20 protein-coding genes are annotated in these 22,109 nt (G+C 25.9%); 4 read left to right on the forward strand and 16 right to left on the reverse strand.

Annotated features, from left to right (window positions below; genetic code table 11):
• Positions 1-428: 428 nt before the first annotated feature.
• From BN346_RS07920 to BN346_RS07935, 4 genes are all read right to left on the reverse strand, one after another.
• Complete coding sequence (locus BN346_RS07920) at positions 429-1,100, reverse strand: DUF3298 and DUF4163 domain-containing protein (RefSeq protein WP_040327702.1); 672 nt, start codon at positions 1,098-1,100, stop codon at positions 429-431.
• Positions 1,101-1,353: 253 nt separating this feature from the next.
• Positions 1,354-2,760: a cysteine--tRNA ligase gene (gene cysS, locus BN346_RS07925; protein ID WP_040327704.1), complete on the reverse strand. Its 1,407-nt coding sequence runs from the start codon at positions 2,758-2,760 to the stop codon at positions 1,354-1,356.
• Positions 2,761-3,269: 509 nt separating this feature from the next.
• Positions 3,270-3,713, reverse strand: a complete 444-nt coding sequence (locus tag BN346_RS07930; RefSeq protein WP_040327705.1) for a hypothetical protein — start codon at positions 3,711-3,713, stop codon at positions 3,270-3,272.
• Between the two features lie 279 nt (positions 3,714-3,992).
• On the reverse strand, positions 3,993-4,358 hold the full coding sequence (locus BN346_RS07935; RefSeq protein ID WP_040327706.1) for a hypothetical protein: 366 nt from the start codon (positions 4,356-4,358) through the stop codon (positions 3,993-3,995).
• A 162-nt stretch (positions 4,359-4,520) separates the two neighbouring features.
• Here BN346_RS07935 and BN346_RS07940 point away from each other — a divergent pair, with 162 nt between their 5' ends.
• A complete protein-coding gene (locus tag BN346_RS07940; protein ID WP_040327707.1) occupies positions 4,521-4,745 on the forward strand; it encodes a DUF378 domain-containing protein in 225 nt (74 codons plus the stop codon).
• A 233-nt stretch (positions 4,746-4,978) separates the two neighbouring features.
• Here BN346_RS07940 and BN346_RS07945 read toward each other — a convergent pair whose 3' ends face one another.
• Positions 4,979-5,428, reverse strand: a complete 450-nt coding sequence (locus BN346_RS07945) for a hypothetical protein (protein WP_040327708.1) — start codon at positions 5,426-5,428, stop codon at positions 4,979-4,981.
• Between the two features lie 58 nt (positions 5,429-5,486).
• Here BN346_RS07945 and BN346_RS07950 point away from each other — a divergent pair, with 58 nt between their 5' ends.
• Together BN346_RS07950 and BN346_RS07955 are read left to right on the forward strand one after the other, a co-directional pair.
• Positions 5,487-5,810: a hypothetical protein gene (locus tag BN346_RS07950; protein ID WP_040327709.1), complete on the forward strand. Its 324-nt coding sequence runs from the start codon at positions 5,487-5,489 to the stop codon at positions 5,808-5,810.
• Between the two features lie 93 nt (positions 5,811-5,903).
• Positions 5,904-7,352 (forward strand): NADP-dependent glyceraldehyde-3-phosphate dehydrogenase, encoded by a 1,449-nt coding sequence (locus BN346_RS07955; RefSeq protein WP_040327711.1) that lies wholly within the window; start codon positions 5,904-5,906, stop codon positions 7,350-7,352.
• A 57-nt stretch (positions 7,353-7,409) separates the two neighbouring features.
• Here the strand turns inward: BN346_RS07955 and BN346_RS07960 are convergent, their stop codons facing one another.
• Entirely contained in the window at positions 7,410-8,120 is a 711-nt protein-coding gene (locus tag BN346_RS07960; protein WP_040327712.1) for a lysophospholipid acyltransferase family protein, read from the reverse strand.
• A 662-nt stretch (positions 8,121-8,782) separates the two neighbouring features.
• Between BN346_RS07960 and BN346_RS07965 the strand changes: the two genes are divergently transcribed.
• Positions 8,783-9,643, forward strand: a complete 861-nt coding sequence (locus tag BN346_RS07965) for a ComEC/Rec2 family competence protein (protein WP_040327714.1) — start codon at positions 8,783-8,785, stop codon at positions 9,641-9,643.
• Positions 9,644-10,037: 394 nt separating this feature from the next.
• Here the strand turns inward: BN346_RS07965 and BN346_RS07970 are convergent, their stop codons facing one another.
• The 10 genes from BN346_RS07970 to BN346_RS08015 all read right to left on the reverse strand — a co-directional run bounded on the left by BN346_RS07970 (position 10,038) and on the right by BN346_RS08015 (position 22,088).
• Complete coding sequence (locus BN346_RS07970) at positions 10,038-10,931, reverse strand: undecaprenyl-diphosphate phosphatase (protein ID WP_040327716.1); 894 nt, start codon at positions 10,929-10,931, stop codon at positions 10,038-10,040.
• 97 nt (positions 10,932-11,028) lie between these two features.
• Positions 11,029-12,171: a hypothetical protein gene (locus BN346_RS07975; RefSeq protein WP_040327717.1), complete on the reverse strand. Its 1,143-nt coding sequence runs from the start codon at positions 12,169-12,171 to the stop codon at positions 11,029-11,031.
• Between the two features lie 294 nt (positions 12,172-12,465).
• Entirely contained in the window at positions 12,466-14,055 is a 1,590-nt protein-coding gene (pckA, locus tag BN346_RS07980; protein WP_040327719.1) for a phosphoenolpyruvate carboxykinase (ATP), read from the reverse strand.
• Between the two features lie 394 nt (positions 14,056-14,449).
• Positions 14,450-14,866 (reverse strand): HIT family protein, encoded by a 417-nt coding sequence (locus BN346_RS07985; protein ID WP_051540171.1) that lies wholly within the window; start codon positions 14,864-14,866, stop codon positions 14,450-14,452.
• A gap of 663 nt (positions 14,867-15,529) precedes the next feature.
• Positions 15,530-16,501 (reverse strand): nucleoside hydrolase, encoded by a 972-nt coding sequence (locus BN346_RS07990; protein ID WP_040327720.1) that lies wholly within the window; start codon positions 16,499-16,501, stop codon positions 15,530-15,532.
• Between the two features lie 34 nt (positions 16,502-16,535).
• A complete protein-coding gene (locus BN346_RS07995; protein ID WP_040327722.1) occupies positions 16,536-17,522 on the reverse strand; it encodes an ABC transporter ATP-binding protein in 987 nt (328 codons plus the stop codon).
• 34 nt (positions 17,523-17,556) lie between these two features.
• A complete protein-coding gene (locus BN346_RS08000; RefSeq protein WP_040327725.1) occupies positions 17,557-18,501 on the reverse strand; it encodes an ABC transporter ATP-binding protein in 945 nt (314 codons plus the stop codon).
• 10 nt (positions 18,502-18,511) lie between these two features.
• Positions 18,512-19,339, reverse strand: a complete 828-nt coding sequence (opp4C, locus tag BN346_RS08005; RefSeq protein ID WP_040327726.1) for an oligopeptide ABC transporter permease — start codon at positions 19,337-19,339, stop codon at positions 18,512-18,514.
• A 10-nt stretch (positions 19,340-19,349) separates the two neighbouring features.
• On the reverse strand, positions 19,350-20,312 hold the full coding sequence (locus BN346_RS08010) for an ABC transporter permease (RefSeq protein ID WP_040327728.1): 963 nt from the start codon (positions 20,310-20,312) through the stop codon (positions 19,350-19,352).
• 84 nt (positions 20,313-20,396) lie between these two features.
• Positions 20,397-22,088 carry a peptide-binding protein gene (locus BN346_RS08015; protein WP_040327730.1) on the reverse strand — a complete coding sequence of 564 codons (1,692 nt, stop codon included), beginning with the start codon at positions 22,086-22,088 and terminating at the stop codon, positions 20,397-20,399.
• Positions 22,089-22,109 lie beyond the last annotated feature (21 nt).

The raw sequence follows: 22,109 nt of genomic DNA on the forward strand, positions 1-22,109 counted from the left end.
TTTAATTTTCAAAGACCAATGTGTCATCATCACCTGACGACTTTTCCTATTTTACTAGATTTAAACTTTCTTGTCAACATTTTTTTTAATGTTTTTTGAAGTTTATTTCTACATCGTTTGGCTTCAATTACTTGTTTGCCTCAGCGACAAGATTTATTATATACAATCTACTTTTCTATTTCTATTATTTTGTCACTATTTATAAAAATTATACACGTTATCCTTTTATTTTTTCTTATTTTCTTCTATTTATATTTAATGATACTCTAGGCATAGTGTAAATTATAAAAGTATCAAAAACTAATAATTAATATTTCTTAATTAACTATGTTATAAAATTATTTAAATATATTTTTAAATTTAAATGAGCTATTTAAAAACTTACTTTAATTAGTTAGTTCTTAAATAGCTCATTTTTAACCTAAAAGTTAAAATGAAAATTTAAATTCTGGTATTCCTATTGTATATGGACCTATCTCATTAGCATTAAAATATACATACACATTAGATTCATCCACATAAAAATTAGTTTCATTTTCTATATTTTTTTTAACTTCTCTTTTATAATATTTACTATTATTTTGTATACTCTTATTTACTTCCTCTTCTATTCTTTTTATATTTTTATCTGAAACTACATCTTTAAGTTCTAATAATCTGTTATTTTTCAAATCTATATTATATGTTTTTTGAGTTTCTAAAGAATACTCTCCCCCTATATATTCTTGACTTTTTATTGTTAAGCTTAGTATGTTGCCTTTACTTGTTACATTGTAATCTGATTTAAATTTGTATTTTTTTATATCATAATTATTTTCATTTGCATATTTAAAATCATCAATACTTGTTGATATAATACATTCCTTGTTTTTCTCTAATTCATCTTTTATTTTCTTATTTAAACTATTTTGAAACTTAGAATTCTTCATTCCTGTAACTTCAGGTATGTTTAAATTATATTCATAAGTTTTTTCACAAACATTCTGATTTATTTTTTTTATGTTTACTGTATCTTCAGCTAAAGCAACGTTAAAAAATCCAAGGTTACAGATTAAAGTTATAGAGACTATTGCTATAACTTTATATATTTTTTTCCTCATAATTATCACCTACCCTACATTTGAATATATATATCTTATCATTATATTCCCAAAAAATAACAATTATTCTGTATTCTAAAAAAATTTTTTTCTTACATTTCCTTTGCAATATTGACATGTACTACAGATTTTATTCCTAAATCGCACTTAACTTAGTATTTTTATATTTTTTAATGTCTTTTAAGATAAAAAAATACTATTAAGTATCTATTTAAAAATAAATGCTTAATAGTATTTTAACTTACAATATATTTTATTTAAGTCTCCAAGTAGTTCCTTCTTTACTATCTAGAATTTCAATATTCATTTCTAAAAGCTTATTTCTTATTTCATCAGCTTTTTGATAATCTTTATTTTTTCTTGCTTCATTTCTATCTACAATTAGACTATTTACAAGTTCAACATCTACACTTGATAAATCCTTTTCCACTACCATTAAATCTAATGATAAGACTTTATCAAATTCTTCTACTAAAAATCTTTTTTCCTTATTGTTTAATTCATCGGATTTTAATACATCTAAAAGTACAGTAAATGCATTAGGTATATTTAAATCATCGCTTATTTGCTTTTTGAAATTTTCTCTATATTCTTCTATATTGCTTTGTCTTATTTCTAATGACTCATCAACATTTTCTAATACAGCTGCTACTCTCTTTTTAAGTGCTCTAAATGATTTTCTAGCATCGTCTAAGTTTTCAAAAGTAAATAATAATTGTTTTCTATATCTTGATTGTAGTATAAAGTATCTATAATCTAATGCTGTAAATCCTTCTTCTTCTAGTCTTTTTATAGTTAAAAAATCACCTTTTGATTTTGACATTTTACCATCATTTAAAACTAAAAATTCAGCATGCATCCAATAGTTAACCCATTTTTCTCCAGTGTATGCTTCTGATTGTGCAATTTCATTAGTATGATGAACTGGAATATGATCTATTCCACCACAGTGTATATCTATCTTCTTTCCTAAATATTTCATTGACATTGTAGAACATTCTAAATGCCAACCTGGAAATCCTCTTCCCCATGGTGAATCCCATTGCATTATTTGATTTTTAAATTTTGAATTAGTAAACCATAGAACGAAATCTAAAGGATTTTTCTTATTAGCATCTACTTCTATTCTACTTCCTGCTTCTAATTCATCTATACTTAAATTAGCTAATTTAGTATAGTCTTTAAATTTATCTATTTCAAAATATACATTTCCGTTTGCTTCATATGTATATCCTTTTTCCTCTAAAACTTGAATGAATTTTATCATCTCTTCTATATGGTCAGTTGCTCTACATACAACTGTTGGTCTTTTTATGTTAAGCTTTCTACAATCATCCATAAATGCATCTTCATAAAATCTAGCAATTTCCCATACTGTCTTTTTCTCTCTTGATGCACCTAATGCCATTTTATCTTCGCCTTCATCACCATCTGATTGAAGATGACCTACATCTGTTATATTCATTACATGTTTTACTTTATATCCAACATATTCTAATGACTTCTTTAAAACATCTTCAAATATATAAGTTTTTAAATTTCCTATATGAGCGTAATTATATACTGTTGGTCCACAAGTATACATACCTACTTTATCTTGAACTACTGGAATGAACTCATCTTTATTTCTTGTCATAGTATTGTATACATAAAACTTCATTGTCAACTCTCCTTTTTTACAAATTTTTCAATTTTAAATTATACTTAGGCATAACCAAGAAAATAATATGATTATACCTTATATTCCATAAAGATACATAAACATAAAATTTATTTATTAACTATAAAATATACTATATTATACTTTAAATTTCATAAAAATAAATACTAAATTTTAGATTATTATATAAAATTTAATTATTTATATTAAATTTAAACTTTTAAATATAAATTTTCTTATAAACTCTGAACACGAAATGCATAATTCAGAATATTTATTTTAATCATTTTATAAAACAAATATACCCTTATACTTTTTATTACATCTTTATTCATATTAGTCCTATTATTTGCTTCCATGTGCCTTAACTATTTAAATTGTATCATATTGAGATAAATTTACAATAATTAATCTCAATTTATGATATTTTATTCCATATGTTATTATTAAATTTACATAATTTTAATTTTAAAAAGCATTATTAGTCACCTAATAATGCTTTTATATTATTAAACTAATTTTACAATCCATTCTATCAAACTTTTACACCACTCTTCATTTGATAAATCATCTTTTTTAAAATATTTTTTACCTACTAAATTGGAATATAAAAATATTTTTTCTTCATCCAACTTATTTTCTTCTCCTAACGTAAGTAGGATAATGTTTTTTCCTTTTAAATTATTTACTAAAGAACTGTTTTCCATCTTAAAATATGATTTATAAAACCATATTGGTAATATTACTATCACATTAGTTTTCCCTTCCAATAAAGATTTCTCAACACCTTCAATTTGTAAATTATCACTATAAAACTTAAGATATTTATCCTTTGGTTTATCTACACTATACACATTTCTTATAGCTTTTGATTCACACTTAATACTATTTTCCAATACTTTTGACATTTTCATCAATATGCTATTATCATAAAATATTATTAAAGTATCCAAAACATCACCTCAGAATTTATTTATAAACTAAATGTGATAAAACTAAATATCCCTATATTATTATTTATATGCTTTTTTAGATTAAATAGTAATAAATAAAATAAAAACACATCACTTTTTTAAGTTAATGTGTTTTTATTTATAGGTTTCTAATTTAACCTTAAATCTTATTCAATTTCAAAGTTCAATTTTTAAATTAAAATACATCTAACTTTAAACTCAAACTTACATTTGTATTTGAATAAGTCTAAATGAATTTTATCTTCCTATATATCCAAATTATTTATTATTTTTAATTCTATTTGGCTTAGCTTTAGGCTTAATTACTTTATTGTTGCTCTTGTTATACTTATCATAGTACTTGTTATTTGATTCACCTTGTTCCATACCCTTCATAAATCCACATAAATCCATAAACCATAAGAATAGTATGATAAATATAAGTGGAATTACATATCTTGAAACAATCATCGGCATGGTTGGCCATAGTAAATTCGGTACTAAAAATACAGTAAATGCTAGTACTAAAACTATCCATTTGCTGACTTTTATCTTTTGAAGTACATATGTTCTTAATGCAATATAAGCGAACAAAGCAAGAATAGAATAAAGTAGTATTTCTAATATAAGTTTAACTATATGCATATATTACTCCCTCTTTCTTCTTTTATTATGCAATAATTCCATTATATAATCTTATTAACCAACTAACAAGTTTTATTTTTAAAATCACCTTAAATTATATAAGGAATAATTTATTATTTATTGGTAATAATTAAACTATACTATTTTAAGGAGGTTTTAAAAATGAAATTTTTAGATACAATCGTACTTATATTAGTTGTAATTGGTGCAGTAAATTGGGGATTAGTAGCACTATTCCAATTCGATTTAGTGGCTGCACTATTCTCAGGTTCTAGTGTATTTGGTTCAATAAGTATGGTAAGTAGAATTATTTATGGATTAGTAGGCCTAGCTGGAATATATGCTCTTACATTCTTCAGTAAAATACATAATGAAAGAGATATCTAATATTCCAAAATCACTTTTCAATACTAAATACTATAAAATTAACAAAAAATAAAGCTAAATTTAATTTGGCTTTATTTTTGTATTTTATTTTTCTTTTGTAACTAAAAATTATAGCACATTGGTATCTGACTTTTATTTGGATATAGTTAAAAACATTATCTAATAATGGACTTAATTGTAATATAGGTAGTGTCATTTGATAAAGCTATTATTTTTGATTTAAACTTGGAACACTATATTTCATCATAAGGAGTAAACCTAATTTGTACTAATGCACTTTGATTGGTTTTTCTTAAAACTAAAGTACTTATATTTACATTATCATTTTTTATATCACTCATTATTTCACTTATATCTTCATCTAATTCTTTTACTACCTGATTTTCACTATTTGTTATTACAAACTTTTTAGACTTTTTCGATATTTTTAAGTTATCCCACTGTGCTATGCCTTTTACGTTGTCTATTTCAAAAGTTAATCCTCTTTCAACTAATACCTTTTTTAAACTTTTAAATGTAGTTTCTAACTTTTCTTTTTTTTCTACAATGCTATTTATTTCTTTCTTTTCATTTTCAATTCTTTTTTCAGTTTTTTCTATATCTTTTTCTATTTTTTCTTTTTCACATTCAAGTTCTTTTATATGCTTATTTATTTTTCTTAAATATTTTTTACTACTTAACATAAAATTCTTGCCTTTCATATACAAATTTATATACAATTATTGTTGAGGTGATATGATTATGAATGAAATCAACAAAATCTTAGATAAACTTTGTGATTTAACAATCGATTCCACCAAACAAATATGTAAGTCTATACTTAAATATTATAATAGAATTAAATTTGATTTCAACAAACAAAATACTATAAAAAAAATGTATGAACCATCAATTGAAAAAAGATTAACTGCAAATGAAGCTTTATTAGAGAAATTAAAAAAGCTTAAGAATGAAGAAAATACTCTTTCATCCACTATTAAAGGGTATCAAAAAGAAGTATCTACTCTTGATCGTAAAATACATTTAATTCAAGACATATTAAATCCTAAGAAATCTGATATTTAATTTATATTTTTTATTTATGAAATTATAAAGTCTTTATAATTTGCACAATAATTGATAATACTATTACTATCAATTATTAGTGAGGTGAATATTTTGATTGATAATTTTAAAATTAACAACAGCTATTGCAATTTATACAATGGTCAATGGATTTCATGTGAAAATAAAATACCTATATACTCTCCAATAAATAATAAATTTATTGGAGATATTCCTGCTTTTTCTAAATCCGATGTAGATAACTCCATACTTAATTCTAATGAAAGTCAAAAATCTTGGTGTAATGTACCTATTCATGAAAAATGTGAAATATTATATAAAACAGCAGATATTATAGATGAAAATATAGACATATTAACTGAAACATTAATATTAGAAATAGCTAAAGATAAGCTTTCTTGTATTTCTGAAGTTAAAAGAACTGCAGATTTTATTAGATATACTGCAGATATCGCAAAAGATTTAGAAGGCAAAACTATTTCTGCTGATAGTTTTTCTGGATTTTCAAAAAACAAGCTTGCTTTTGTAACTCGTGTTCCTCTTGGAACTATTTTGTGTATTTCTCCATTTAACTACCCAATTAATTTATCAGCATCCAAAATTGCTCCTGCACTTGTTATTGGAAATACTGTTATCCTAAAACCACCAACTCAAGGTTCTATAAGTGCATTATATCTTGCAAAATGTTTTAATGATGCTGGTCTTCCTAAAGGTGTACTTAATACCGTTACTGGTAAAGGCAGTGAAATTGGCGATTATTTAGTAACCCATAAAAATATAGACTTTATAAACTTTACAGGTTCAACTAATACAGGCAGTCACATTTCAAGCATTTCTACAATGACTCCTACTTTATTAGAACTAGGTGGAAAAGATGCAGCCATAGTTTTAGAAGATGCTAATATAGAAAAAACAGCTAAGGAAATAGTTTCTGGTGCTTTCAGTTATTCTGGACAAAGATGCACTGCTATTAAAAGAGTATTAGTTTTAGATACAATTGCTAATGAACTATGTTCTGAGATATTAAAAAATCTAAATAAACTAAAAATTGGTAGTCCATACGATGATTCAACAATAACTCCTCTTATAGATTCTAAAGCTGCCGATTTTGTTATGGATTTAATTTCAGATGCATTAAATAAGGGTGCTTCTTTATTAATTGGAAATAAACGAGATGATAACTTAGTATATCCTACATTACTAGACAATGTATCTTTAGATATGAGAATTGCATGGGAGGAACCTTTTGGTCCTGTTTTACCAATTATAAGAGTAAAATCTATAGATGAAGCTATTGAAATAGCTAACAAATCTGAGTATGGTTTACAATCTTCTATTTTTACAGACAATATCAATGATGCATTTTATATAGCAAGCAAACTCGAAGTTGGTTCTGTACAAATAAATAGTAAAACCGAAAGAGGACCAGATCATTTTCCTTTTGGAGGTATAAAAGCCTCTGGAATGGGAACCCAAGGAATAAAGTATAGTATTGAAGCTATGAGCAGATTAAAAACAGTTATTTTTACATATAATGATTAATAATAAAAAAACATTAAGAAATAGTTATTTTTATTTCTTAATGTTTTTCTATATACTCTATTTAAGTTCACTTTTTATTATTTCATAACATGTTTCTGACAAGTTATTTTGTTCCTCTTTAGATAATTCACTAATATATATTGGTTTATGGAATGTACAAACACAATCTCTATTATCCTTTTTAGCTTCTTTATATCCTTCATAAATTTTATATGTACCATCAATAGTTATAGGTATTATTGGAACATTCGCCTTTATTGCCATTTTTACACTACCTTTTTTAAACTCCTTTATAGGTCCACCTTGACTCCTTGTACCTTCTGGAAATATAAACATTGATTGTCCCTTTTTTAAGTTTTCAGTTCCTTGCAAAATGGATTTTATTCCTTCTCTTGGATTAGTTCTATTTAAAAACACACAGCCTATGCCTTTGCACCAGTAAGATAAAACTGGAACTTTCTCTAATTCTTGTTTTGCTACTGCTCCTACAGGTTTATTTATGGCACTAATTAATAATGGTATATCTACTACACTTTGATGATTTGCAACATATAAGCATGGTCCATCTATATTATTTTCTTTACCATTTATTATTACATTTAGCCCTGTAGCTTTAAGTAAAAGTCTTGCCCATGCATTAGCCTTATGATGACAATACTTCTGAAATTCTTCTTCTGACTTTTTCTTTATACTTTGTGCCTTAGGCATAAGAACCAACGAACAAAGAGTATATATTACAGATTTAAACATAAATAAAAATTTTCTCATATTTAACACCTTCTTTAACTATTATTTGCATCCATAAGGTTTTCAGTCATATTTTTAGTTTATACTTTTATTATTTGATAATTTAAGGTTTGAATCTAATCACTAGATTTGTATTTGAAACCACTTAAAAATTAAAAGTTATATTTAATGTAACCAAAATTTAAAGTTTTCAACTGAAATATGAATAACTTAAAGTTTAAACTTGTTTCCTTATAATTATATCAATATTTTTAGAAAAGTCCATAAAAACGCCCTATACTTAAATATAACTATAGGGTTTCAAGTTCAAAGTTTAAATAATGCCATTATCAAGTGATATTATTAAGCTTACAGTTTATTCTATAATCATGTTTGGAATCAATTAACAATTAAAGATTAACAATGCTGGTTAATATTATTCACTTCGTTCTTAATATTTATGAATAGAAATACCTAAAAACTACGTTTTTATATTGTTTTCAATTAATTTGCTGTGCAAATTTAATAAAAAATCATTGTTTAAAATTGGATCTCAAATTTTTACATTCACTTTCAATTTTCAATTAAATTAATTAGAATTCTAAACTAAAACATGAATAACTTAAAGTTTTAACTTAGATTCTCATATTTTGTTTAAATTAATATTTTTAGTAAATACTAGTATAAAAAGGAGTTATATATAAATGTCTAAATGTCTATTTAAAAGATACAAGTATCTTTTGGTTTTAGCACTATTTTGTGTAACTTTCATTTTATTAATACCCAAATATAATAACACTATAAATGATGAACTTAAAATCCATTATATAAATGTAGGTCAAGGTGATGGTATTTTAATTCAACATAATGGGTCAAATATTCTTATAGATGGTGGACCTATTGATAGCTCTAATATGCTTATAGATTATCTTACTAAAAACAATGTAAAAAAACTAGACTATATAATAGCTACTCATCCTCATGATGACCATATTGGCTCATTACCATATGTTCTTAACTACATAAAAGTTGATAATTTTCTAGCACCTAAAATAACATCTAACACTCCAACATTTGTAAATCTGACGAAAAAACTTAAATATAACAACTTAAAAATAACTCCTATTTCTGCACCTAAAACTGTTAATTTAGATGAAAATTTAACATTAAACTTTATATCACCCAAAGAAATTTCATATGATAATATAAATAATTACTCCATTGTACTAAAATTAAATTATCATAATTTTTCTTTTTTATTTACAGGAGATGCAGAAAAGGAAATAGAAAATTTTTTAACTTCATCTAATATAGATTTAAATTCTACTGTTTTAAAAATAGGCCATCACGGAAGTAAAACTTCTTCAACTGAAAATTTTATATCTAAAGTAAATCCTAAAATAGCTATAATTTCTTGTGGCATGGGTAACGACTATGGGCATCCTCATAAAGATGTCCTGAAGAGATTAAATAATCATAATGTAAAAACATATAGAACTGATAAAGATGGAACAGTTCTTGTAAAATGCAACAAAACTAATTTAAAAGTATTACTAGAAAAATAACTTTTAACTACTGTAAAATTCTTAATAACCATTAGTATATTTTATAGGGTTCCAAGTTCAAATTTAAAATAATAGCTTCATCAAATGATACTACTAAAATTACATGTTATTCCTATTTTTTATATTTGAAACCAATTAAGAACTAAGAGTGAAAAGTGAATAGTTATGGTATATATTACTCACTTTGTTCCTAATATCTAAAAATAGAAACACATAAAAACTAGTTTTTATGTGTTGTTTAAATAATTTTAAAACTGAGATTTCAGTTTTATCCTTAATTTATAATTGTTGATCGCTAATTGTTAATTTTGTACAACACTTTAAATTTCTATTTTTCAATTAAAACAAGCATAATTGTATTTTTCAACTTGTTTCCCTATAAACTTATATCTTTTTAGTAAGTTTTAAAAATTAAAATAAACAAAACTATAGACACAATAATTCTATATATAGCAAAAGATTTCATAGGCTTTTTCTTTAAATAATTAATAAACTTTTCAACAACAACTAATGCAACCACAAACGCAACTAAAAAGCCTATTACTAAAACTAATATTTCCCCACTAGAAAACATTCCAAAGTTTTTGTATAATTTTAGACCAGTCGCACCTACCATTATAGGTATTGCTAAAAAAAATGAAAACTCTGTAGCTGCTACTGTAGATACTCCACTTGCCCATCCACCTATTATAGTTGATGATGAACGTGACATACCTGGCCATAAAGCTAAACATTGAAAAACTCCTACTCTAAATGCTTGCCTAGTGGTTAAATCATCTACATTTCTTGTAACAAACTTATTTTTAAAGTAATTCTCTGTAATTATAAGTAGTATTCCTCCCACCAAAAGTCCTATTGCTACAGTAAATGAATTAAATAAATACTTGTCTATAAAATCATCAAATAAGAATCCCATTATTGCTGCTGGTAAACATGCAACTAATATATTTTTCCAAAATGTAATTCCCTGTTTATCCTTTTCATTTAAAACTTTTTTCTTACTTTTAGGTAAAAATATATTTATACATATATTTTTTATAAATAATATTATTCCTTTCAAAAATTGAATTATAGATTTAAATAACTTGTCCCAATACAAAACTATAATAGCTAATATTGCCCCTAATTGAATTACAACTTCAAAAACATTGCTAAAACTTCCTTTAAAATTAATTACATCTCCCACTATAATCATATGTCCAGTAGATGATACCGGTATAAACTCTGTAATTCCTTCTACTATAGCTATAATAATAGCCTTAAATATTAAAATAATATTTATATTCACTTTTCTCCCCCCAATATATTTACATAATAAAAAAAGGAAATTAATTATAATTTCCTTTTTATTATATTAACTATATTAAGCTTTTATACTTTATTCTCTATTTTCCCATCTTTTTAAGAACTATTTCTCGAATTGGATTAACTCCATCTTCTGATAATGTTATTTTAGTGCTACCTTCTACTAATGATAAATCATAATAATTTTTAACCTCATAATATTTACCACCATTTATACTTATATAGAATTTTTCTAACATAACACTATCCTTAAATGCTCCTATAGTAAATCCTACTGCTCCTTCTTTATCCTCTTTTAAATCTTTTTTAGACAAAATCATTGCAGCTTTTGTATCTTTGTTTCTATTTCCATTTATTATTTCTGGATTTAAATCAAAAACATCTCTCTTATTAACAAATATCATTGGAGATATGAATCCCTTTTGATTTTCTAGCTGTACATCATCTAAATTTTTAACATATGTTACATATGAATTACTTTTTAACTCTCTATATTTATTGCTATCTATAGGCATAGTATACATATTAAAATACTTCTTCATATCTTTTTTGTATTTTTTTACTTGTTTTTCATTTTTTAATCCAACAATGTTTACTTTATCTAGCCCATTTTCTATTATTTCTACTGCACTTAAAGGTACATCATCTAATGTCATATAACATTTGTTTCCCGCATCTATCATTACCCATTTAGCATGTACTTTACTCCAAACCTCTATAACTTTATAACTTTGACTTGGATCTGGTTTTACAGTATTAGCTGTAAGATATGTTCCTTTTCTTACAAATACATCTAATGTTGATAAAGTCTCTTCTAGTACAATTGAATACCCTTCATCTGAAAGAGCCTTACTATTTTCTAACTTTTCCATAATCTCATCAGTTGTTTTTCCAACTTCCATAGCACTTACATTAAATTCAGCTTTTTCATTTACCCAATCAATAATAGCCATAGCTTTCTCAATTTCATTTCCTGCTGAACCTATAACTTCATTTAATTTATATTTTTCTTTTAAATTTTTTTGATAATCATTTTTTCCATCCATATAGTAAAATCTTATATTATTACCTTCATAAATATTATCAAAACTTTCTACCTTAACTTTATAATCATGTTTATATTCTCCAAATTTTCCACTATTACCAATAACATATATTGCTATACAAACAGCTATAACTAATACTCCTAATAAAACTTTTTTGCCGCCCTCACGTTTACTCATATTATCCTCCTAATCTAATTTTTATTTATACATATGTTTTATCGCCCTAAATGGGAATTAATTAATATTATATATAAAATTTAATTAATTTGTTCACTATAATTTCACAACTTAACAATAAATATTATATAATAAAAAAGCCAAAATATCACACAGATTTTTCTATGTGATATTTTGGTTTTAAGAGGCTCTTATTAATAATTTTTGGTAACAATAAGTATAGACATAGGAATTTCTTTGCCAATTATAGAAATTCCATCTATATTTAAATTTACAAATTGTGAGTTTTGTAAATTAATTATAGCTTAACACTTTTGCTTTTGGACCTGCTGAAGCTATATCTTCACTTACTTCTTTAAATTTCTTAAAGTTTTCATTGAATTTATTAGCAAGTTCAATTGCTTTTTCATCATATTTATTTCCATCACTCCAAGTATTTTTTGGATTTAATATTTCACTTGGAACGTCTTTTATACTTTGTGGAACTAAAACTTTAAATATTTCATGTTCTTCATATTCTGCATTTCTAAGTTCTCCATTTAATGCAGCTTTTACCATAGCTCTAGTGTATTTTAAATCCATTCTCTTTCCAACGCCATATTCTCCACCAGACCATCCAGTGTTAACTAAATAAACTTCTGTGTTGTGTTTAACTATTTTTTCACCTAATAATTTTGCATAAACTGCTGGATTCATAAGCATAAATGGCTCACCAAAGCATGCTGAGAATGTAGCTTTAGGTGATGTTATTCCTCTTTCTGTACCTGCAAGCTTACTAGTGTATCCAGACATAAAGTGATACATTGCTTCTTCCTTAGTAAGCTTAGATATTGGAGGTATAACTCCAAATGCATCTGCTGTTAAGAATATTACAGTGTTTGGATTTTGTCCTACTCCACTTAATTCTGCATTTTCTATATATTCAACAGGATATGCTCCTCTTGTATTTTCTGTTAATCTATCATCATCAAAGTTTGGAACTCTGTTTTCATCTAAAATTACATTTTCAAGTACTGCACCAAATTTAAGTGCATTAAATATTTGTGATTCTTTTTCTTTATCTAATCTTATAGTTTTTGCGTAGCATCCACCTTCAAAGTTAAATACTCCTTTATCACTCCAACCATGCTCATCATCACCTATTAAATTTCTATCTGGATCTGCTGATAATGTTGTTTTTCCTGTTCCAGAAAGTCCAAAGAATACTGCTGTATCTCCATCTTTTCCTATATTAGCAGAACAGTGCATTGGGAATACTCCTTTTTGTGGTAATAAGAAGTTCATTATTGAGAAAATAGATTTTTTAATTTCTCCTGAATATTGAGTTCCACCTATTAAAACTATTTTCTTTTCAAAATTTATTAAAACAAAAGCTTCAGAATTTATTCCATCCTCTTTAGCATCAGCTTTAAATCCTGGTGCTGCTATAACTGTAAATTCTGTTTTATGCTCTTTTAATTCATCTTTTGTAGGTCTTCTAAATAATTGTGTAGCAAATAATGCTTGAGATGCATACTCACATACTACACTTATGTCCATTTTATATTCTTTATCTGCTCCTACATATCCATCAAAAACAAATAAATCTTTACTATTTAAATAATTTAATACCTTATTATAAAGTTTATTAAATCCTTCTTCTTCTATTGATAAGTTTGTATCATTCCAATTTACTAATGATTTTGTACTTTCTTGTTTAACTATAAATCTATCTTTAGGTGATCTTCCTGTATACTTTCCTGTTTCAACTACAAATGCACCATTTGCATCTAATTTTCCTTCGTTTTTCTTTATTGCAAATTCTACTAGTTCACAAGGCTTTAAGTTTGTATAAACCTTTTCTGTTGTTTTAATTTTTAAACTTTCCATTAAATCCGTATTCATTAATTCTCCCCCAATAAATTTAATTTAAATAATATCTCATAATAAAACAAATTCAAATTTATTGCAACTGAATTTATTTTATTTTAGTAATCTAAGGTTAATAATTTACATTCAGTATGTTTTTTGTAATTTCTACATTAATAGTATAACACTTTTTAATAAAAAGTACAGTATATTTTAAATTTTTTTCTTTAAAAATGTTACACTTTATTTTACTTTTAGATATTAATTTAAAATTTAATAGTTATATATCTATTTTATTACATTTATTCTATAATTATTATTTTAATTACTTTTATTACATTTTTCAATATTTTTTCTATTATCTTACATGAAAATGCAAAAAATAATAGAAAAGCTCATAAAATTCTTTTCTATTATTTTAAAATATATATTATACTACTTCTTCAATTCTATTTAATAATTTTTTTTGAGTCTTATTTAAAATAAGACTAGCACAATAGTTGTTAGTTGGTTTTCCAAAATCTACACCATCATTTTCATATCTTGGAATAACATGAAAACTAATATGTCCTAAATCATTGTATATTCCACCATGCTGACAAATAGTTATTCCATCTGGTTCAAATACCGTTTTTACTAAATTGCTCATTTGCTTCAACGTTATAGAAAGTGAAGCTAACTCTTCATCTTTTAAATCGCAAAAATCTTCAACATGTCTTTTTGGCATAACTAACAAATGTCCCTCATTAAAAGGAGCTTTATTTAATATTACACTAAAAAAATCATTGTCATAAATTCTGTAAACATCTACATTTTCTTTATTGGCTAATTTACATCCTAAACACATAATTTTATCACCACACCCTATAATTTTGTTATGAAAACATATTTTTTAAGAATCGACTTAATTTTTTATTTTTGTGCTATCTTGTACTTTTATAATTTTTTATGTTTCTATTTTACATTAATTACTAATGTTTTTCCATAACTTTTGAATTAGTAGGAATAGTAATAATTTTCTATAAATTCAGAAATAATATTTACGTCTATTTTTTTATGATATATGGTTCAAAGTTTAAATAACACATTTAATCAATTGAAAAACTTTTTTCTTTCATAAAGAAACAGGAATTATTTAAATTAGTATTTCTTTAAAAATTGATTTAGAAAATCTTATTAATTTGTATTTCATTTTTCAGCTTGGAACCCTATATATAGGGATCCAATTTAAAACTTTAAGCTATTCATGTTTCAGTTGAGAAAGTGCTATACAAAATTAACAATTGACAATGTAGGAACAAAGAGATTAATATCTACCATAACTATTTACTTTTCACTCTTAGTTCTTAATTGGTTTCAATCATGATACCAGAGTAAACCATAAGCTTAATAGTATCATTTGATAAAAGCTTACTTTAAATTTGAGCTTGAAACCCTATACTTATTTACAACATACAATTTTTCATCACTTTAAAATAGGCAAGAATCAAATTCTTGCCTAAATTTATATTTATAACTCTAATAGTTTTATATACTTTTCAACTTCTAAAGCTTTATCTTTCAAAATCGCTTTAATAAACATTCTAAAAAATCTTTTATCATCAACTTCATCCAAAATTATAGAATTATGTGTTTTATTCCATAAATTATTTTTATCTACTATACACATACCTTCAGCTATTCCTTCTGTTACTATATCTGTATAACATTCAAACCCATTACATATTTCTCTATCTATAAAATATGCTACTGCTAAAGGATCATTAACTACAGAACCTAATACTTTATCTGCTTTCCAATAGAAATCTCCATAAAATTTAGTTATATCAACTACAGTTTTTGATAACTCTCCATCCATTTGTTTTATAAACTCTATCATATTAGGTGTTAACACTACTTTATTAGTCACATCTAATCCTATCATATGTACTTTATTTCCTAAGTTATTGAAAACATAATTAGCTGCATGTGGATCTATATAATAGTTAAATTCAGATGTAGGTGTACAATTTCCACATTCTTTAAATGTTCCCCCCATTGAAACAAACTCACTTAAATTTTCAAAAGCTTTTTTATCCTTCATTAAAGCCTTTGCTATATTAGTAAGTGGTGCTAATGATATTATTGAAACATCTTTTTCTTTATTTAAAGTATCTACTATAAAATCTACTGCTCCATTTTTTAAAATTCCATCTTGAACATTAGGTATATTCGTGTTTCCAAGTCCATCTTCACCATGAACATTTTCCGCATTTTCAAGTTTCTTTTGAAGTGGGGCATCTGAACCTAGATAAACCGGTATATGTAATGAATTAGTAAACTTTAAAGCCTTTAGTGCATTCTCACCACAAGTTTTTAAATCTACATTTCCACCAACAATCGTTATACCTAAAACATCTAACTCATCTGAATTCAATGCTAATAAAAGTGCTAAGAAATCATCTATCCCTGGATCACAATCAATTATAACTTTTCTTTTCATACTCAAAACTCCTATAACCATCTATTTTTTTCAATTATATCATATGGCAAGCAACAAAATGATTTTTTTCTATTTCTCTAAGTTTAGGTTCACTCATTAAGCACATTTCACTAGCATATGGGCATCTTGAACTAAATCTACACCCTGAAAATTCTTCTGTATTACTCTTAACTACTCCATCAATTATTATTTTTTCTTTAATTATGGATGGATGACTTCTAGGTATAGATGAAATTAACCCTCTAGTATATGGATGTAATGAATTATCATAAACATCTTTTGAACTTCCTTTTTCAACTATAACACCTAAATACATAACCAATACTTCATCACAAAAAAATTTAACTATATTTAGGTTATGTGAAATAAATAAATATGTAAGATTTAATTCTTCTTTTAAATCTAGCATTAAATTTAAAATTTGAGATTGTATTGAAACATCTAATGCTGCTGTAGGTTCATCACATATTACAAACTTAGGATTTAATGCTAATGCTCTAGCTATACCTATTCTTTGTCTTTGACCTCCACTAAATTCATGTGGATATCTCTCTATGTACTTTTTATCTAAGCCACATAACTGTAGCATATTTTCTCCTAATTCTAATGCTTCATGCTTACTTTTTATATTATGAGCTCTTATTCCCTCTGCTATTATATCCCCAACCTTCATTTTAGGATCTAAAGATGAATATGGATCTTGAAAGATAATTTGCATATCTTTTCTTAATGCATTTAACTCTTTTTTATCTATTTTTATATTATTTTTAACATCATAAATAACTTTATCTTCAAAAGTCACCTTTCCCTCTGTAGGCTCTATAAGATTTAATATGCATTTTGCTATAGTGGACTTTCCACATCCTGATTCTCCAACTAGTCCAACAACTTTTCCTTTTTCTATATTAAAAGAAACATCATCTACAGATTTTGCATAAACATTTTTATTAGAAAATAACGATTTTTTAACTCTATAATATTTTTTTATATTCTCTACTCTAAGTAGATAATCTTTTTCCATAACATTCTCCTTTTATATACACTTTAAAAATATCCTAATATAAATGACATCTAACTTTGTGATTTGCTTTTATTTCTTTTAATTTTGGTATATCTTTTGTACATTCTTTCAAGCACTCACTACATCTATTACTAAAACTACATCCATTAGGAATTTCATCTACACTTGGAACCATTCCTCTTATAGAATACAATCTATTACCTTCTAATATATTGCTAGGTCTAGACAATATTAATCCCTTAGAATATGGATGCATAGTATTATCAAAGAATTCTAAAATAGGTGCCTCTTCAACTACATTTCCTAAATACATTACTAATACCCTATTTGCCATTTCACATACAACATCTAAATCATGAGTTATAAATATAATTGACATTTTCATTTCTTTAGCTATATCCTTTAAAAGCTCCAATATTTCATTTTGTATGGTAACATCCAATGCTGTAGTTGGTTCGTCTGCAATTAAAATCTTAGGACTCATAGCTATTGCCATTGCTATCATAACCCTTTGTCTCATTCCACCACTTAGCTCATGAGGATATTTTTTAAGCATTCCTTTTGGATTAGGTATTTTTACTTTTTCTAATAATTCAATAACTCGTTCTTTTACAGCTTTTTTTTCTAATTTTGTATGCTGTGTTATAACTTCTCCAATTTGATTTTCAACTGTCATCAAGGGATTTAATGCACTCATAGGCTCTTGAAAAATCATGCCTATATCCTTTCCCCTTATCGTGCACATTTCTTTTTCATTTAAATTTAATAAATTTTTATTATTAAATATTACTTCACCACTAACTTCTGACTCCTCTGACAATAATCCCATAATTGCAAGTGATGTTACACTTTTCCCACTACCAGACTCACCAACTAAAGATACTATTTCACCTTCATTTAATTTAAAACTCACATCATTTACAACATAGTTTAGTGAATCTTTAAATTTTATTTTTAAATTTTTAACTTCTAATATCATATCAATTCACCTACGCCTTTTCTTTTGGATCTAATATTTTTCTAAGTCCATCACCTAAAAAATTTATAGATAAAACAGAAATTATAATCATAAAACCTGGTGGCATCCAAAGCCACCATTGACTTTTAAGTGCTCTCATATTTTGAGCCGCTGTTAACATATTTCCCCAACTTGACATTGGAGACCTTACTCCCATTCCTAAAAAACTTAATGCTGACTCTATAAGTATTGCATTAGCCATGGACAAAGTACTTGCTACTAAAATAGATGGTAATACATTAGGCAAAACATGATTTTTTATTATTTGAAAATTATTTACGCCTATAGCCTTTGATGCTATTATAAATTCTCTCTCTTTTAAAGAAAGAACCTCAGCCCTAACAATTCTTGCTATATCTGTCCATGAAAGAATTGATATTATAATAATTAAATTTAGAACATTTGGACCTAGTAATGCGGCTAATGCTAGTGCTACCATAAAAAATGGAAAACACATTATTACATCTACAATTCTCATTATAATTCCATCTATAACTCCTCCAAAAAATCCTGAAATAACTCCCAAAACAACTCCTATTGATACCTGGATTATAGTTGCAAATATACCAACACAAAGTGAAACTCTACCTCCATAAATAAGTCGTGTAAAAACATCCCTACCAATTTCATCTGTACCTAATAAGTGCTCACTATTAGGCTTTGATGCTATGTTATATAAATCTATTGAATCACTATTATATTTAGTTAATAAAGGAGCTAATATAGATATTAAAACTAATATAAATAAAATAATTGCTCCTATCATAGCTAATTTATTTTTCTTAAATTTATTTATCATATCTTTTCTCCTACTTATACTTTATTCTTGGATCTATAACTGCATATAAAATATCTGCAAGCAAGTTAGAAAGTAATATAATTATTGAAAGTATCATTAAAATTCCCATTATTAGAGGATAGTCTCTATTTAATACTGCATCATAATTAAGTCTTCCTATGCCTGGCCAAACAAATATAGTTTCTGTAAGTAATGCACCTGAAAAAATAAATGGTATCTGCATACATATTATTGTAACTAATGGTATCAGTGCATTTTTTACTCCATGCTTTAAAATAGATTTCTTCTTTGTTAATCCCTTAGCTTTTGCAGTTCGTATATAATCCTTATCTAATACTTCTAACATAGATGACCTTGTGTATCTTACAAATGCTGCACTTTGAAGCAATGCAAGAACTAGCCCTGGAAGTATCATATGTTTTAAAACATCTAATGCATTTTTTATTCCAGTATAATCTTCACCTAAAGTTTTCATACCTGACACTGGCAAAATAGGAAAATCAAATGCAAATATTTTTATTAAAAGTAACCCAAAGAAAAATGCAGGAATAGATATGCCTATAAATGAAAATACAGTAGTAACATAATCAAATAATGTATTTTTCTTTATAGCTGAAATAATTCCTATAATAATTCCCAAAATAGTACTTATTATTAATGCAAAAGACGATAACAATACAGTATTCCAGATTCTACTATTTATAACTTGTAAAACTGGTTGTCCATATTGAATTGAATATCCAAGATCACCTCTTAATGCCCTTGAAATCCATTTTATATATTTTATATGAATTGGGTCATAATATCCTATCTTAGTTAACATCTCTTTAATTACTTCTGGCGGTACTGTTGGATCAATCATGCTAGTATAAGGATTACCTGGCTGCATATGTACAAGAGAAAATATTATTACTGAAACTCCAAACAACACTCCTATAGCTATTAAAATTCTTTTAAATATATATTTAGTCATCACATCACCTCTTTTTAACTTTGTAAATCTCCAAACATCCTAAAACCTTAAAAAAGGTGATTTTTAAAATCACCTTTTCTATTTTTATTCTTCTATATACCAATTTTCTACGTCTATAAAATCTCCATGTGCTATTGGTTTATAATTTTTTAATTTTGAATTAGTTGCTTTTGTTACATCTTGATCATATAAATATACCCAAGGTAACTCATCATTCATTATCTTTGCAAATTCACCATAGATCTTTTTACGCTCTTCTGTGTCAAAAGTTTTTAATCCATCTTCTATAAGTTTATCTGCCTCTTTATTTTTAAATGCTGAAATATTCCATGCAGAATTTCCTTTTTCATCTGATGAAGAAGTTGAGTGCCAAAATGCCATTGGATTTGGCTCTGACCCTGGAGTATTAGCCATTAAATATAAATCAAATTCATGATTTGCAACTACCTTTTCCATAAGTGCTTGGAATTCCATACTTTCAAGTTCTATATCAACACCTATCTTTTTAAGACTTTCTTTAATTATAGGTGCTGTTTGCTCTCTTAATTTATTTCCAGTAGGATAATATAAAGTAGCTTTTAATTCTTTTCCACTTTTATCTTCAACAATTCCATTTCCATTTTTATCTTCATAACCAGCTTCTTTTATTAGTTTTTTTGCTTCTTCTACATTGTAATCATAACCATTTAAAGTTTTTTCATCTGGATATGCCCAGCTTGTAGTAAGCATTGGTGTGTTTACAATTGTTCCACGACCTTCTAGAAGCTTATCAACCATTGTTTTTCTATCAATAGCATACATAAATGCTTTTCTTAAATTCTTATCTTTAAATTTTTCTTCTCTCAAATTAAATCCCATGTATTGGAACATACTATTAGGATACGATATTATACTTTTATCCTTAGCTTTTATTTCATCTAAATCTTGATTTTTTAAATTAGAAACATCAACTATATCAACAGTTCCATTTAATAGCTCAATTTGTGCTGTATCTTCATTTGTAACTTTAAATATGAATTTATTAGTCTTTGGCTTTCCACCATAGTACTCATCAAATCCCTCTAATTGAACATCTTGTCCTTCATTAAAAGTTACAACTTTATATGGACCAGATCCAACTGGCTTACTTAATAAATCTTTCTTTTCTTTCCAAGTAGCAACAGGCACACCTTCCCATATATGTTTAGGAACTATTCCTGTACCCCCTATTATAGAAAGTGCAGGTGCATATGTTTCTTCAAATGTAACTTTTATAGTTTTATCATCTATTTTTTCTAAACCTTTTATACTATCAGCTTTTCCTTCATGATAATCTTTTGCACCAACTACTTTTTCAACATTTCCAAATCTTGAACCTGGATAATCTTTATTTGCAATTGTAGTAAATGTAAATATAATATCATCTGCTGTTATTGCTTCACCATCATGCCATTTTAAATTATCTCTTAATTTAAATGTTATGCTTAAATTATCCTTAGATATTTCATAACTTTCAGCTAAACCTGGCTCAGGATTTAAATTTTCATCAAACTCAAGTAGTGATGAATATGTAAGAGCTATAACTGAATCATCATAAGATGTATCACTCAATAATGGATTAAAAACTCCTGTTGGTGAACTTGTAAGTGCATAAACTATTTTATCTTTCACTTTTCCCGATTCAGTTGTTACTGTTTTTTCAGAATCTTTTGCATTATTGTTAGCTCCACATCCAATTAACATAGTTGCTGGTATTAATGCCGCTAAAACTAATGCTACTATTTTTCTCTTTTTCATTTTTGTCCCCCTTATTTATAC

It is taken from the genome of Clostridium ihumii AP5, from assembly GCF_000612845.1.
Lineage (GTDB): Bacteria > Bacillota > Clostridia > Clostridiales > Clostridiaceae > Clostridium_J > Clostridium_J ihumii.